Origin of the sequence: Dulcicalothrix desertica PCC 7102, assembly GCF_003991905.1 — a bacterium.
In the GTDB taxonomy this organism is placed as follows: Bacteria; Cyanobacteriota; Cyanobacteriia; order Cyanobacteriales; family Nostocaceae; genus Dulcicalothrix; species Dulcicalothrix desertica.
In genome coordinates, this window is record NZ_RSCL01000026.1 from 21,658 (window position 1) to 37,271 (window position 15,614).

General features: G+C 41.0%; 14 protein-coding genes. 5 read left to right on the plus strand and 9 right to left on the minus strand.

From position 1 onward, the window contains the following. Positions 1 to 4: 4 nt before the first annotated feature. Positions 5 to 439 carry a lactoylglutathione lyase gene (gloA, locus tag DSM106972_RS39500; protein WP_073624080.1) on the minus strand — a complete coding sequence of 145 codons (435 nt, stop codon included), beginning with the start codon at positions 437 to 439 and terminating at the stop codon, positions 5 to 7. Between the two features lie 103 nt (positions 440 to 542). Here gloA and DSM106972_RS39505 point away from each other — a divergent pair, with 103 nt between their 5' ends. After that, the gene (locus tag DSM106972_RS39505; RefSeq protein WP_127085821.1) at positions 543 to 770 is read left to right on the plus strand and encodes a hypothetical protein; all 228 of its coding nucleotides are present in this window, start codon (positions 543 to 545) and stop codon (positions 768 to 770) included. After that, entirely contained in the window at positions 754 to 1,065 is a 312-nt protein-coding gene (locus tag DSM106972_RS39510) for a type II toxin-antitoxin system VapC family toxin (protein WP_127085822.1), read from the plus strand. The genes DSM106972_RS39505 and DSM106972_RS39510 overlap by 17 nt, the downstream gene beginning before the upstream one ends. Before the next feature lie 261 nt (positions 1,066 to 1,326). On the opposite strand, the gene DSM106972_RS39515 is transcribed toward DSM106972_RS39510, so the two are convergent. Beyond that, entirely contained in the window at positions 1,327 to 2,199 is an 873-nt protein-coding gene (locus DSM106972_RS39515) for a LolA family protein (protein ID WP_127085823.1), read from the minus strand. A gap of 222 nt (positions 2,200 to 2,421) precedes the next feature. Beyond that, positions 2,422 to 3,060 carry a 4Fe-4S single cluster domain-containing protein gene (locus DSM106972_RS39520; RefSeq protein WP_127085824.1) on the minus strand — a complete coding sequence of 213 codons (639 nt, stop codon included), beginning with the start codon at positions 3,058 to 3,060 and terminating at the stop codon, positions 2,422 to 2,424. 206 nt (positions 3,061 to 3,266) lie between these two features. Here DSM106972_RS39520 and eno point away from each other — a divergent pair, with 206 nt between their 5' ends. Beyond that, complete coding sequence (gene eno, locus DSM106972_RS39525; RefSeq protein WP_127085909.1) at positions 3,267 to 4,553, plus strand: phosphopyruvate hydratase; 1,287 nt, start codon at positions 3,267 to 3,269, stop codon at positions 4,551 to 4,553. Positions 4,554 to 4,591: 38 nt separating this feature from the next. Here eno and DSM106972_RS39530 read toward each other — a convergent pair whose 3' ends face one another. Next, the gene (locus tag DSM106972_RS39530) at positions 4,592 to 5,011 is read right to left on the minus strand and encodes an aspartyl protease (RefSeq protein ID WP_127085825.1); all 420 of its coding nucleotides are present in this window, start codon (positions 5,009 to 5,011) and stop codon (positions 4,592 to 4,594) included. 658 nt (positions 5,012 to 5,669) lie between these two features. Here DSM106972_RS39530 and DSM106972_RS39535 point away from each other — a divergent pair. Beyond that, the gene (locus DSM106972_RS39535) at positions 5,670 to 6,113 is read left to right on the plus strand and encodes a hypothetical protein (RefSeq protein ID WP_145837614.1); all 444 of its coding nucleotides are present in this window, start codon (positions 5,670 to 5,672) and stop codon (positions 6,111 to 6,113) included. Between the two features lie 315 nt (positions 6,114 to 6,428). Here the strand turns inward: DSM106972_RS39535 and argC are convergent, their stop codons facing one another. After that, positions 6,429 to 7,487: an N-acetyl-gamma-glutamyl-phosphate reductase gene (gene argC, locus DSM106972_RS39540; RefSeq protein ID WP_127085827.1), complete on the minus strand. Its 1,059-nt coding sequence runs from the start codon at positions 7,485 to 7,487 to the stop codon at positions 6,429 to 6,431. A gap of 171 nt (positions 7,488 to 7,658) precedes the next feature. Between argC and ribBA the strand changes: the two genes are divergently transcribed. Further along, a complete protein-coding gene (gene ribBA / locus DSM106972_RS39545) occupies positions 7,659 to 9,344 on the plus strand; it encodes a bifunctional 3,4-dihydroxy-2-butanone-4-phosphate synthase/GTP cyclohydrolase II (RefSeq protein WP_127085828.1) in 1,686 nt (561 codons plus the stop codon). 57 nt (positions 9,345 to 9,401) lie between these two features. Here ribBA and DSM106972_RS39550 read toward each other — a convergent pair whose 3' ends face one another. From DSM106972_RS39550 to dnaG, 4 genes are all read right to left on the minus strand, one after another. Beyond that, on the minus strand, positions 9,402 to 10,019 hold the full coding sequence (locus DSM106972_RS39550; protein ID WP_127085829.1) for a Uma2 family endonuclease: 618 nt from the start codon (positions 10,017 to 10,019) through the stop codon (positions 9,402 to 9,404). 109 nt (positions 10,020 to 10,128) lie between these two features. Beyond that, positions 10,129 to 11,973, minus strand: coding sequence for a dihydroxy-acid dehydratase (gene ilvD, locus DSM106972_RS39555; protein WP_127085830.1), 1,845 nt, complete (start codon positions 11,971 to 11,973; stop codon positions 10,129 to 10,131). 247 nt (positions 11,974 to 12,220) lie between these two features. Then, the gene (locus tag DSM106972_RS39560) at positions 12,221 to 13,492 is read right to left on the minus strand and encodes a mannosyltransferase family protein (RefSeq protein WP_186538507.1); all 1,272 of its coding nucleotides are present in this window, start codon (positions 13,490 to 13,492) and stop codon (positions 12,221 to 12,223) included. 176 nt (positions 13,493 to 13,668) lie between these two features. Next, positions 13,669 to 15,600, minus strand: a complete 1,932-nt coding sequence (gene dnaG, locus DSM106972_RS39565; RefSeq protein WP_127085831.1) for a DNA primase — start codon at positions 15,598 to 15,600, stop codon at positions 13,669 to 13,671. Positions 15,601 to 15,614: the final 14 nt, after the last annotated feature.

A 15,614-nucleotide genomic window follows, 5' to 3' on the forward strand; every position in this document is an offset into this window, starting at 1 on the left:
AAAATTATTTATTAACTAACTGTTGATTAGTTTCATTTTTGGCTTCTGAACCCTGAGTACCCAACTGTATTAGTTCTACCTTATAACCATCGGGGTCTTCAATGAATGCAATAACGGTTGAACCGTGTTTCATGGGCCCTGGTTCGCGCGTTACCTTACCACCAAGCTTTTTAACTTCATCGCAGGTAGCATAAATATCATCCACCCCAAGTGCAATATGACCATAAGCATCGCCTAAATCATATTTTTCTTTACCCCAATTATAAGTTAGTTCTAACACCGATGTATCAGATTCGTCACCATACCCAACAAACGCGAGTGTAAATTCTCCACCCGGATAATCCTTTCGTCGTAGTAATTTCATCCCCAGGACGTTACAGTAAAACTTTAACGACTCTTCAAGATTCCCCACCCGTAGCATTGTGTGTAGTAAACGCATAAATTTATTCCTTCGAGCTTCTTATAAAGATTTTAGATGCATTTCTTCATGTCATCATATCGTTTATGATTAAATAGAAGTACTAATCTACTGTTATCCAACAATGAAAACTCTTCAAACCAAAGTACAAATAGACACAAGTGGTCAACTGAGTGTAAATATCCCAGTTGCTATGCCTCCTGGAGAGTATCAGGTTGTTTTAGTAATTGAAGGAAACTCACTTCCTGAAGTCAAGTCATCGCTTCTTAATCTTCCTAAACATGACCTTGGTGCTTGGAATCCTAATCTTTCTCTAAGACGTGAGGATATGTACGGTGACGACGGTAGATAAAAACTCTATTTTTATTGACACTAATATACTTGTTTTTGCTAGCGTAGTAACTGCTCCTTTGCACGCAATCGCACGGCAAACTCTTGTAGAATTGAGTGCTGCTGGTAATAATTTATGGATTAGCAGGCAAGTTCTGCGAGAGTACCTAGCAACCCTTAGTCGTCCACAAAATTTTACTATTACTTTATCACCTGGAACTCTTAAAAAAGACATCGAAGACTTTCAAAACCAATTTTTAGTTGCAGAAGATAATTTTGAAGTTACTCAAAATTTATTAGATTTACTTCAAAAATAAACTGTTGGGGGTAGGCAAATTCACGATGCTAATATTGTTGCGACAATGCTGGCTTATGATATTCCTCAGCTAATTACACACAATGTAAGCGACTTTAAGCGGTTTTCTAATTTAATCAATTTGATTTCGTTAGAATAATAGTAATGTGTGCCTGTTATGGGAATGTAAAGTAATTATTTTGTATGAAGGGACGGGCAAGGATGCCCATCCCACAAGAGTTTTATTGATAGTTATTCGCGCATCTAGTGTATGAAGCTGATATTAGAAGGGGCTAATTGATAGGGATTTTACTTTTTTGGCGCCTAATGGTGGTGTAAATTTGAAGGTTTGTGGCGCCAGATTTTTGACTTCGGTGCGCTGTTGAATTTTTTCGATTATTGCAATATCTAACCCGTCGTCTTTGCCAACAATTTGCATTTGTTCGAGGTTGGCTAGTTGTGGGTTAACGAAAGCACTTATAGTATATCCTTGTTTGGGGTCGTTGAATGAATATACGTATGTTTGCTTGCCTTCGATGTCGCGTGTTTCTCCTTGAATTGCTTGGTTTGCCGCTGTGTTAATTTCTTTGATAACTTCTGGTTGAGATAAGGCGCCGCTGGCAATATATTTACCCATATTATTGGCAAATTCAAGGAAAAACGATGAAGAAAGACCAATTAAAAATGAATCATCCGACTTATTAAATGCTTGAGATGAAATTACACTATATTGTTTCAAATCAGGTCTATATATGTAAACTTGTTTACCATCAGAAACAACAACTGCTGATTCTTTGCTTGGTTTACCATTTTGAGTAAAGGCAATTTCTGACCTAAATTGATTCGTTGAATTAACTATGGTTTTGGCTTGTATATAAAAGGTAACATCTGTATTTTGCTTTGTTCCTCTTAACTGCATTTCTGATACAGTTTGATAATTATTACCTTTAAAAAAACTTTCTCCTGTTTTAATTAGTAACGGTAAATCTAATTGAGAAGAAGTTGCCGTTGCAGGTTTTGACGACGACGCTATAGATAGACTCGCTGGAGCTTGCAAGTGCGTAGGCACTGCATTACTGTAACCAATAAATCCAAAGTTTACAGCAATTATACTTACTGCACTTGCTAAATATTTTGAAAATGAAACTGAAACCATATTCCTCACACTAGAATTATTGAAACGGTTTTGTCGTAGCGTTTTGAGTTAATGGTATAAAATTTGATATCTATACCTAGTCTAGTATAGCTTTTGGTAATGGGTCGTTGGCAACGGATGTAACGGATGTAACGGATGTATATTCGTAAGGGCGGGTTCACCCAATAATAAACATAGTACAAGGAACCACTAAACCCGCCCTTCCCTACACTACCGATAAACTTAATCTTCAGTCGTCAACTCCAACCCCCCTTGATAACCAGTTATTAAGCGGCTACCATCCTTAAAAATATGAACCTCAATCTGGTCACTCGCCCAATTAATTTTGTCAGAGAGTGCTGGGTTAAAAACATGGACTCGCTGGTTACTTGAAGAAACTGGAGAATTAGGAGAGTTCACCGCTAACCCCTCAACATAGGCGCCATCAATCAAAATATCAAGTTGTGTTAATAAGTCTTTGGCGCCAGCTGGGGCATAATCAGATTGGAGTTGTTCTAAGGTAAAGCCAGTAAAGGACATGACATTTAAACCTGCTGCTTTAACTTTTTTGGCAAGGTTGGCGAGTGCAGAAGCTTGCCAAAAGGGTTCTCCACCTGAAAACGTCACTCCAAGGTTACGAGGGTCAGCAAGGATTTTTTCAACCAGGTTATCTATAGATATGAGTTGATTAATCTCAAACGACCAAGAAGCTTCATTAAAGCAACCCGGACACTCGCGCATACACCCCTGCACCCAAACAACGGCGCGCGAACCAGGACCATTTACCTCTGATGCATCAACATACCCCATGATATTGAGATAACCAGCCGGGATTTCAAACAGTGAAACGTAAGGGTGAGTTTTTTGTTGATATTGAGTCATTTTGTTTACTTTCTTCTGTTTTGATTCAGGTATGGGTTTACTAAAAGATTATGCGGAAAGTTTGAGGACATTGTGAGGGTATTTAATGAATTATTTCTAATTGACTGTCTACAAAGTCCCGCAGTCGTCCTATGCTAGATTGTCGGGCAGCGAGTGACTGTTTACTGTTATGGAACGAGCAAAAGTATAAAAGGACGTTGAGACACATGATTGATACTGCAATTGAGACAATTATTGCGCGTGAAATCCTTGACTCGCGCGGAAAACCAACGGTAGAGGCTGAGGTTCACTTATTTAACGGTGCCGTTGGGTTGGCTCAAGTTCCCAGTGGCGCCTCGACAGGTTCTTTTGAAGCGCACGAACTTCGAGACGGTGAAAAAAATCGTTATGGTGGTAAAGGAGTACTAAAAGCTGTACAAAATATCAAAGATGTACTAGCGCCAAAGTTATTAAACCTTGACACACTCAACCAAGAACTCATCGACCGCACGATGATGTCTATCGATGGTTCGCCTAATAAAGCGAATTTGGGCGCCAATGCAATTTTAGCTGTATCTTTGGCAGCGGCAAAAGCAGGTGCAGAAGCTTTAGCTATTCCTTTGTACCGTTATTTGGGTGGACCTTTAGCTAACTTGCTCCCAGTTCCTTTAATGAACGTTATCAACGGTGGCGCCCATGCGTCAAACAACGTTGATTTTCAAGAGTTTATGATAGTGCCAGTAGGCGCCTCTAGTTTCCGTGAAGCACTGCGTTGGGGTGCTGAGGTATTTGCTACCTTGGCAAAAGTACTCGACGATAAAGGTTTGCTAACAGGTGTTGGTGACGAAGGTGGCTTTGCACCGAACTTAGAATCAAACCAAGTTGCTCTAGAGTTACTTATAGCAGCAATTGAAAAAGCTGGATATAAACCAGGGCAAGAAGTAGCTTTAGCGTTAGACGTTGCCGCAAGTGAATTTTACAAAGATGGGCAATATGTCTATGACGGTAAACCTCATGCACCGAGTGAATTTATAGATTATCTAGCCAAATTATCTAACGAGTATCCCATTGTTTCAATAGAAGATGGCTTACACGAAGAAGACTGGCAAAACTGGCAAGCACTAACAGCAAAAATTGGTTCCAAAGTGCAACTAGTTGGTGATGACTTGTTCGTTACCAATGCCACTCGTCTCCAAAAAGGTATCGACCAAAAAGCAGCTAATGCCATCTTAATCAAGTTAAATCAAATTGGTTCCTTAACCGAAACCTTAGAAACAATTGATTTAGCTACCCGTAACGGTATGCGTTCAGTTATCAGCCATCGTTCCGGCGAAACCGAGGATACCACAATTGCCGACTTAGCAGTTGCCACACGCGCAGGACAAATCAAAACAGGTTCTTTGTGTCGTAGCGAACGTGTTGCTAAGTATAACCGCTTACTTAGAATCGAAGACGAACTCGGTTCACGCGCAATTTACGCAGGAAGAGTAGGCATGGGTCCAAAAGGCATTTAATATTTAATAATGTAGAGACCGAATATATTCGGTCTTTACTAGTAAGCTAAATGATAAGTATCCTTTCCAGTATCAGGAAGCACAATTAACTGCTGATTATCCACATCAGGTTTTAACCCTAACTCTTCGAGCTGTATCAAACCTAAAATTGCGCTTTCATCTTCAGACAACTCAATACAACGAGACAGTGCTTCTCGTCCCTGCACTCTTAAACTTACATGTTTAAAAAGGCGTACTGTTCTAATTCCAGTCGCAGTTTTAACTTCTATTTCTTCTACAAAAGGTAAATCTAATTTAGCAATAACATCAGCTGGTAAACATAGAAAATGAGTACGTGTGCGAACTACAGCATTATTTATGGTAATAGAGCGAATTTTTTCAGATGGTATATAACCGTGTGTTGCCAATACTTCATCCTCAAAATTTGTGACAGTGATTGTAGTAGTAACGATTCCCATTGATTGATAATTTTTGTAAGGATAACTCTTGGTAGATTATATAGTATTAGGAAAGACAACGCCTAAAATATGGCTATAAATATTATTTTCAGCACTAACAGCAAAAATTGGTTCTCGCATTTCAACTAGAGCGCTTCAAGCGAGCATAGAAGTAGTTGATATAAAAGGCTAACATGCGTGTTGCTCTAACCCTTGCATGTTTGGTGCCTCAGTATTTGATGTGAAGGTTAAATAATTTAATCTAAAAATAAGCGCTTTACCTCAACACATGAATTTACGCTTTCCTCAATATATATTACTCTACCGACGCACGCAGTTGCTACACGCGCAGGACAAATCAAAACAGGTTCTTTCTGTCGTAGCGAATGTGTAAGCCCAAAAAGACAAACGCATCTGCGCGGTAGATATTGACTTAGATGGTGATACCATTTGCACTCTTTCAGTATTAGAACCCGACGTTAATGGTGAAGTTCATGAAGTTGCGAGAGCTTTCGTAAAAGGACACGCTTCACACATCAGACGTAGGAAGAGGGAACTAGGAAAGATTGCTAAGCTTAGGAACCAAACTGTTTCCGTATCTAAAGGATTTGCTCCAAAATATTGGTCTAAAATTAGTAATCGTGAACAGTCGGAAGGATACCGAATTTCTTCGGAGATTGTGAATTTTGCAGTCAAACATGATTGTAAGGTTATTGTCTTTGAATATTTAACTTCACTTCGCCCGATTAAAGGAAAATATTCAAAGCGCTCAAATCAAAAGCGTATGTATTGGTTGAAATCAAAAATCTACTTATATACCAGTCATATTGCGCGAACCAAACACAATCTTTTATCTGCAAGAGTCAACCCCAAAAACACTTCTAAATATTCGGCTATCGACAATTCCGAATTATTAAGAACTAATGACCACGAATTTGCAGAGTATTTAGCAACTAATCCATCTGCATGGGATACTTTTAAAAATACTCAAGGATACCATCCTGGTTTATGGGCTATTTCTAGAAACGGTTACATGATTCATTCAGGTTTAAATGCTTGTAGAAATATTGGCATGAAGTTCTATAAGCGATATACTGAAAAGCTTAAATTTGTAAGAGTTTAAGTTAGGCGCTTCGCTATATGCTGGTGTCTAAACCCATGTGTAGAGGGTTGATAATTCACTTACTGGTATTAGGTAGTTGCTTACAATGCGTAAGACATTTTTAATAGGTGAGTATTTCCACATTTGGAATGATGCTCTTGCTACCCGGATAGAGGTGAACCGAAAACGTAAAAAATGTTGGTGTCTAAAATGTACCGATATTTTCCTACACAAGAGAGAGTTATTCATCCGTTACATCCGTTTTATCCGTTGCAAGGTTTGTTGGATTGCACAGGCAAGATGCCTGTGCCACAAGAGACAATAATTTTTGGCAAATTAAGGGTAGAAGCCTAGTTTGGGTAGTCCTAGGGTTTCATCCCAGCCCATCATGAGGTTCATGCATTGAACTGCTTGTCCTGCTTGCCCTTTAATTAAGTTGTCGATGACGGACATTACAATAATTCGTCCGGTGCGGGTGTCAACTTCTATACCTATGTAACAAAGGTTACTGCCACATGCCCATTTTGTTTGGGGGTATGTGTCAGCGTCACAAATTTTAATCCACGGGGAGTTACGGTAGAACGCGCGGTAAATGGTGATTAAGTCGTCACGTACTAATCCTGGGTCACGAAGGTTTGCGTAGACGGTGGAGAGGATACCGCGCACCATTGGTACTAAGTGCGGTGTAAATTGGACTGTTACTTCGTGTCCTGCCAGTTCGCTACAAATTTGCTCAATTTCTGGGGTGTGACGGTGTTTTGCTACGGCGTATGCTGCTATTGAGTTATCTGCTTCTGCTAGTAACATGTTAACCTTGGCTTCGCGTCCTCCACCTGATGTGCCTGATTTTGCGTCTATAATGGCTGTTTCAGGTACTATTAGTCCTTGTTTGAGTAATGGTGAAAGGGCCAGTAAGCTCGCTGTTGGATAGCAACCCGGACATCCTACTAGTTGTGCTTCTGCTATGCGTTCGCGGTATAGTTCTGGTAAGCCATATACGGCTTTTGATGCTGTTTCGTTGTCGCTTCGTTCTTTTCCGTACCACGCTGAGTATGTTGATAAATTAGTAAATCTATAGTCGGCGCTTAAGTCTAATACTTTACATCCTTTTGCCAAGAGTATAGGCGCCATTTGGCAAGCTAAACCATTGGGAACTGAAAGAAAGACTACTTCACAACGTTCTGCAATAACTTCTGGGTCTACCTTCTCAACTGTCAAGTTAATTGCGTGTGCTAAGTGCGGGTAAATATCCGCAAATTTTTTACCAGTAGTGCTATCACCCCCCATGTACACTACCTCTACATCTGGGTGGTCTATTAACAATCGCACTAGCTGAACTCCGCCATAACCGGACGCGCCAACTATCCCAACTCTTACGCGTCTATAATTACCCATAATATCAAAATCCTTATCTGTTTTTGTAATTTGCTGTTTAGTCAAAAACTTACTCTAGTATTAAAACGCAAACAGTGCGAATCGAGAACGAGAACCGCGAATAATTTGCTCGTGAGTTAACATCATAAGCTACAATGATATTTACGATTGGTCGCCGGATAATTAACATTTGTGTCGCAGCATCAAGAAGAACTAGCTACTGAATTTAGATTTGACCCGATTAATGCCGCCCTAGCTGACTTAAAAGCTGGTCGTTCTATCGTGGTGGTTGATGACGAGAACCGCGAAAACGAGGGTGATTTAATTTGCGCTGCTCAATTTGCTACACCTGACACCATTAATTTTATGGCTGTCGAAGCGCGCGGTTTGATTTGTTTGGCAATGATGGGTGAGCGTCTCGATGAACTCGATTTGCCTTTGATGGTACGAAATATTACAGATACTAATCAAACTGCATTCACAGTCAGTATTGATGCAGGACCAAATTTAGGTGTTAGTACTGGTATTTCCGCCGAAGACCGTGCCAGAACTATTCAAGTAGCTTTAAACCCCGCAACTAAACCAGAAGACTTACGGCGCCCTGGTCATATTTTCCCATTACGGGCAAAAGAAGGTGGAGTTCTCAAGCGTGCGGGTCACACCGAAGCAGCAGTAGACTTAGCACGGTTAGCTGGTTTATATCCTGCTGGTGTAATTTGTGAAATCCAAAACCGTAACGGTTCGATGGCACGATTACCTGAATTAATCGAATACGCCAAGCAGCATAACCTGAAAATTATTAGTATTGCCGATTTAATTAGTTACCGTTTACAGCACGACCGTTTAATTGTTCGCGAAACTGTCACCAAACTACCTTCAAGTTTTGGTCAGTTTAATATTTACGGCTACCGCTATATTCTTAACAATACAGAACACGTTGCCATTGTTAAAGGCGACCCTAGCACTTTTGTTGATGAACCAGTAATGGTACGAATGCACTCAGAATGTCTCACCGGTGATGCACTAGGTTCATTACGTTGTGACTGTAGAATGCAACTTGAAGCCGCACTCAAGATGATTGAAAATGCGGGTAAAGGTGTTGTTGTATACCTACGCCAAGAAGGTCGAGGTATTGGGTTAATTAATAAACTCAAAGCTTACTCATTGCAGGATATGGGCTTAGATACAGTCGAAGCTAACAAGCGTTTGGGTTTCCCTGCTGACCTGCGTGACTATGGAATGGGCGCCCAAATTCTCATGGATTTAGGTTTACACCAGATACGTTTAATTACCAACAATCCCCGTAAAATTGCTGGTTTGAAAGGTTATGATTTAGAAATTGTAGACAGAGTACCGTTGTTAATCGAAGCAAACGACTATAACTCTTATTACTTAAGCACAAAAGCCGAGAAACTCGGGCACATGCTGCTGCAAACCTATTTATTAACAGTAGCAATACATTGGAAAGACGACCCACAATGTGTCACCGATAGATATGAAAGATTAGAGAAACTAAGATATTTAGCAAAAACCCACGACTTATTATTACAAGAAGACGCGCGTCCATTAGCGATAGCACTGTTCGATAAACCATCGTTAGCAGTACACCTCGGTTTTGACCAACCTGGCATGGCAGCAGCAGACTGGTACTCTCAAACAGGTCATCCTTATATACAAGCTGTGAGCCAAATATTAGATAACTTAATAGATTTACCTTACATCGAAAAGCTAGAATTTCTAGTTTCCCCTGGTGTTGACCCACTCAGCAACCTACAAGTACAACTAGACCGTGAAGTTTTTGATGTTGGAACTACGGCGCCTTCTTCAGTTTGTCACGACCACTTACAAACACAGAAAATTTATAGCTTTGCAAAGTAGAAAGTGCTGAGTGCTTAGTACTGAGTGCTGAGTGCAAATTGTCAAGTTTTGGGTATTTTATCGTTGCAAAGCTGAGTCAAAAATCTGTTGCGCGGTAAGGTTAATGTCAGGAAATAGAGGAGAAATGATTAAGTCATTGCCTCGGTACATTTTCTTTCTGTATTCTCCATCGATTAGTTCGCATACAAAAATAGTAGGTTGTTTGGGGTCGCCTATAAATTCCCGACTCCCCAACGCAGCATAATCTACAATCCAGTACTCAGGGATGCCAATAATTTCATAATCAGCAAACTTTTTATGGTAATCGTCCCGCCAATTAGTACTTACAACCTCAATCACAAATGGTATAGAAGCACCATCCATGACAGTTGATTCTTTTTTCCATAAGGGTTCATTTACCAGATTGTCACGGTTTATTAACAAAACATCAGGAGAGTAACCTGATGCACTTTCGGGTGGTTTAACCAACGCAGTTTTGGGGATCATATACGGAAGATTCATCTTGTATAGCTCGACACTAACTCTACAAGTTAAAAAGCCTGTTACATCCTCATGCTCGCCGACTGGCTGCGACATCTCTACAATTACTCCATCATGTAATTCGTAACGCCCACCTTCAGGGCGCCATGCGGTAAATTCTTCAAAGGTTACTAGTAATGGTGGAGCTTGGGTCATAATTTATTCAGCCTTTTAGTCGTTTTTACTTTGTTTTGAGCGTTTTTTTACTTTCAAGCTTTTGAATGTAACGGTTCAAGAAGGCGCCTCTAAATATACGCTTATTTTCCTATTCGAGCATTTCCAGGTTTCTTACGGCGCCTTGATCCGCACTAGTTGCCAGCAATGCATAAGCTTTGAGTGCTGCTGTCACCCGACGCTGCCTCTTTTGTTCAGGCTTCCAGGCATCTTTGCCTTTTGCTTCCATTGCAGCACGACGGTTGGATAATTCCTCTGTTGATATATCTACATTAATGCTGCGATTGGGGATGTCGATTAAAATTAAGTCGCCGTCGCGAACTAGAGCAATGTTACCACCCGCTGCGGCTTCTGGAGATGCATGACCTATTGAGAGTCCCGAAGTACCACCTGAGAAGCGACCATCAGTCAATAATGCACAAACTTTGCCCAGACCCTTAGATTTAATGTAACTTGTTGGATACAGCATTTCTTGCATACCAGGCCCACCACGCGGACCTTCATAGCGAATAATTACCACGTCGCCCGGTTCCACTTCGTCGCTGAGAATTCCTTTGACTGCGGCATCCTGGCTTTCATAAATACGCGCTTTACCTTTAAATACGTGAATGCTTTCGTCAACGCCTGCCGTCTTAACAATGCAACCGCGTTCGGCGAGGTTGCCGTATAGCACTGCAAGTCCACCCTCAGTGCTGAAGGCGTTTTTAATACTGCGGATACAGCCGTTTTCTCTATCTAGATCGAGTGATGCCCAACGAGTTGATTGGCTGAAAGCTTGCTGAGTTGGAATACCCGCAGGGCCAGCCTTGAAGAAAGTATGAACGGTTTCTGAGTTAGTACGCATGATGTCCCAGTGGTCGAGCGCTTCTTTCAACGTCTTACTGTGAACTGTTGGTACGTCGGTGTGGAGAAGTTCAGCACGGTCTAGCTCGCCAAGAATGCTGTAAATGCCGCCAGCACGGTGGACATCCTCAACATGATACTTAGGTGTGTTAGGCGCCACCTTACAGAGTTGCGGTACTTTACGTGAAAGGCGGTCTATGTCGGTTAGGGTAAAATTTACATTGGCTTCATGTGCGGCAGCAAGCAAGTGCAAAATGGTGTTGGTGGAGCCTCCCATCGCAATGTCCAGCGTCATGGCATTTACAAACGCTTTAAAACTGGCTATAGAGCGTGGCAGTATCGATTCATCGTCCTGCTCGTAGTAGCGACGGGTAATGTTGACAATAGTGCGCGCGGCGTTGAGGAACAAATCCTTACGGTCGAAATGGGTGGCGAGTACGGTGCCGTTGCCTGGTAAAGAGAGACCGATAGCCTCGGTTAAACAGTTCATAGAGTTTGCTGTAAACATGCCAGAGCAAGAGCCACACGTTGGGCACGCGGAACGCTCATATTCTTCGGCAACCTCGTCGCTGATACTGTTGTCCGCAGCAACCACCATAGCGTCTACCAAGTCCAGTTTGTGTTCTGAGAGCTTAGTTTTGCCTGCTTCCATCGGACCACCCGAAACAAAGACTGTAGGAATGTTAAGACGCAGGGCTGCCATTAACATACCAGGAGTGATTTTGTCACAGTTGGAAATGCACACCAAGGCATCGGCACAATGGGCGTTGACCATGTACTCAACCGAGTCGGCAATTATCTCGCGCGAGGGTAAACTGTAAAGCATCCCGTCATGCCCCATAGCAATGCCATCGTCCACTGCAATGGTGTTAAATTCCTTGGCAACAGCACCTGATGCTTCAATTTCACGGCACACCAATTGACCTAAATCTTTTAGGTGAACGTGTCCGGGTACAAATTGGGTAAAGGAGTTAGCGACCGCAATGATTGGCTTCTCGAAATCTTCTGTATGCATTCCGGTGGCACGCCAAAGCGCGCGGGCGCCTGCCATATTGCGTCCCTGAGTGGAGGTTTTGGATCGATAGGTCGGCATGACACATCTAAAAATTGTTAATAGTTCAAGTTTAGTAGAAGATGTTAGTTAATAAGTCATATTGTGTATTAATTGGTCATTGGCTGGTATAATTCTTTGCTAAAAATATTTTAAATGCTTTGTTCTTCAGCATGACATTAGATGCTACCCTGCGGGAAAACTGCGTTAACGTGCCTCAGCATGACATGAGGTGAAGCTTTTACCCGTTTATTGTATACATCCGTTGTATCTGTTGTATCTGTTGCCATTAGCCAACCCAAAGGTCTTGTGCAAAACGTATGCTGAAAATAAATAATAGTATTGTGAAAAAGCTTATACTCATGTAGCCCCAACGGGGATGACGCGCGAGAAAAATTCCATATGCGATTATTGTAGGGACAATACCGTAAACAAGACGCGAAAGTGAAATAGTTCCACCTGATAATAACAGCATTGCCATTCCCAATAAACCATAAAATAACGTTACAGGGGTTAATTCATTGCGGTAGTGCCAAAGTAAGAAAGTGCTTACAATAAATACTGAAGTATTTATTACGGGGTCTCCTGCTAGTAACCATAAAGCCAAGAATAATACGCCAAAACCATAATCTACTTTTGCTGCACTTAATTTATTTCGATGGCGCCACAGCAAATAACCACATCCTACTATAATTAAAAATATCAAAGGATGGGTAATGTCTTTGATACCACCGTGTTTATAATTCCGTATCCCCACGGTGATTTGCATTAGCATTTTCCACCATGTCTGCCAGTCAAAACCTGGGTTTGGGCGCCAAGCTTTTTGAGCATGAATAAATGCAAGCGCGTCTCCATGCTGTACTGCACAATAAATACTGAAACTAACTACTCCTATACTTGTTAAAAGTCCTGCTATGTAAGCTTTGGGTAATTTATTTTGTTTCCATGCTGCTAACAAAAACCCAGGTATTAATGCTAACCCTGTGGGACGTGTTGCTGTTGCTAAGGCGCCGAATATTGCTGTTTGAGTATATTTATTTTGGTCAAATGCTCGCAATGCTGCTGTACTAAGTAATAAATATAATGCCTCTGTATATATTGTTGCCGTAAATATTGATAATGGAAATAACGCAGCAAGTGCAACTGTCCAACGTGCAACTCTTTCACCTTGATATTGATATAGCCAAAGATACAATACGTATAAAAATAGCAAAAATGCTAAATTACTAATTAATATACCCGCAACTTCAAAAGGTAAGCCGATACTCATCAACGCGCGCGCTGTCAACGAATAAAGAGGAAAAAATACTACATTACCTTTACCATTAATGTATTCGTATCCTGAAGTCGCAATGTTATAGTAATGTATACTATCCCAACCTGAAAAGACCCCTAACCCAAATGTTGCGGCAATTCCATTACGGGGTGCTGGTAGTAATGGCGCCACTAGCAGCATTGCTACTAATATCAATGTACGACTTGCAAACCAGATTGTCGCGGGAAACATTAGCCCGTTTGTGGCTTGGGTGACTTTGGTAGATAAAGATTTAACATTAATCATGAGTATAAACTTATAGCATGATGTACATCATATCTTCTTAGAAACTTCCAAATAAAAAATACTCAAAATTTTCTTGTGGGGTGGGCATCCCTGCTCGCCCTGAATATTGAAACGGGCAAGGATGCCCATTCCACAAGATGGATAATTTAATTTTTGCAATTTCCTTGGCAAAATAGCTACAAATCTAGTATCGAGAACAGCCGCTGTTTATCCAACCCTTTGAGCCTAATACTCTCTTCAGAAAACGCTTGATAATAATAGTCATGCCGTTCGCGGTCAACTTCTGGGTCAATTTCTTGCCAAAGTTGTTTGTAATGTTGTATACGCTTCTCACACATGGCTATTTCCATGCAGGCAATTGCTGCTTTAATTACTTGCTGTGCCCGTAATATTTCTGATTTAGTTTGTGGTGTTAAATGAAACAGGTGTGTAACTGGCGCCGTTTCTTCTGGATTTTCTAGACATGCATCTTGTAATTTTGATATTACGGCAGAATTATATTCGTCTGATGTTTCTTCTAACACTTTTAGAATTTTTTGCCACAGGAACCGATGGTGCGAGTGGCTAAATTGCAAGTCGCGTTTATCTATAATGTCTACTATGTTTTGTCGTTGCCCTGGACAATGTAGAAATATTTGTAGCACCAACCCTTCTGCTTTTTCTAGTAAGCTTTTTTCTATCCTGGGTTTTGATTTTTCTGTTTCTTTATTATTTGGTGTACTCGCACGATTTATGATGCTTTTATTAGGCGCCGAATTTGCGCTCTTATTTATTTGTGTTAGTAAGTTTTCTATTCGCAAAGGTACTAACTGCACGTTTCCTAAACTCAGAATTTCTGCACAGTATGTTACGTAATAAGACCGTGTGTCTGGATTAACTATATTTTTAAGTAATTTTACGATTTGTTGCGATGCTTGTTGGTAGTCTACTGCTTGTTTAAGGTCTTTGTCTTTGATGGTTTGCTCAATTTGCCAGTTCAACCATAGCGGCGCCTGAGCTAATAATTGCTGGTACTCTTGGCTTGAATGGGTATGTAAATATTCATCTGCATCTTTACCGTCAGGAATATTTAGAATTTTAAGCTGCACTTCTCCTCTGTATGCTAAGTCAGCTATTTCTCCTATGGCACGTTCTGCTGCATTCGTACCTGCTTTATCTGCATCGAAGTTGAGAACTAGTTGTTTTGACTCAGTGTATCGTAGTGCTAATTTAACTTGTTCGATACTTAATGCAGTTCCTAGCGATGCTACAGCATTATTTATTCCAGCAGCATGAAGCGCTATGGCATCAAAATATCCTTCTACTACCACAACAGAGTTAAATTGTGATATGCCATTTTTAGCGGCATCGAGTGCAAATAAGTTTTTGCCTTTACTAAATAACTCGGTTTCTGGGGAATTTAAATACTTTGGTTGCTCGTCTCCCATTGTTCTACCACCAAAGGCTATCACACGCCCCATTACATCGCGAATCGGAATTATTATCCTGTCGCGAAATACATCGTAATACCCGCTTCCTTCTTTACGACGTTTAATTAAACCTGCTTTTTCCACTAACTGTACAGGATAATGCTTGTCTTCGACTAAATATCTATATAAAGTCTCCCAACCCTGTGGTGCATACCCCAAACCAAACTGCTGGATTATTTCTGGACTTAATTTTCGCTTATTCTGTAAATAATCTAAGGCGCCACCACCTGAATTTTTGAGCGCATGTTGGTAAAATTGCGCGCTCAGTGCTAAAACTTGATGTAACTGCTCACGTAGCGATATTTGACGCTCTAATTCTTGTCTTTGTTCGGGTGCAAGCGTTTTTACTGAAATTTGGTAGCGACGCGCTAAGTCTAATACTACCTCCGAAAATGAGCGCTTCTGCAAGTCCATCACGAACTTGATTGAATTCCCTGCTGCCTGACAACCAAAGCAATAGTACATTTGCTTAGTTGGAACAACTGTAAAGCTAGGACTTTTCTCATCGTGGAAAGGACATAACCCTACATAATCTTTGCCACGCTTACGTAAAACAACATATTCTGAGACGACATCATATATATCAGCTCGTTGTTTGACTTCTTCTACTGTATCGGGGTGTAAGCGAGGGATTTGCATAGGATTGAATGATA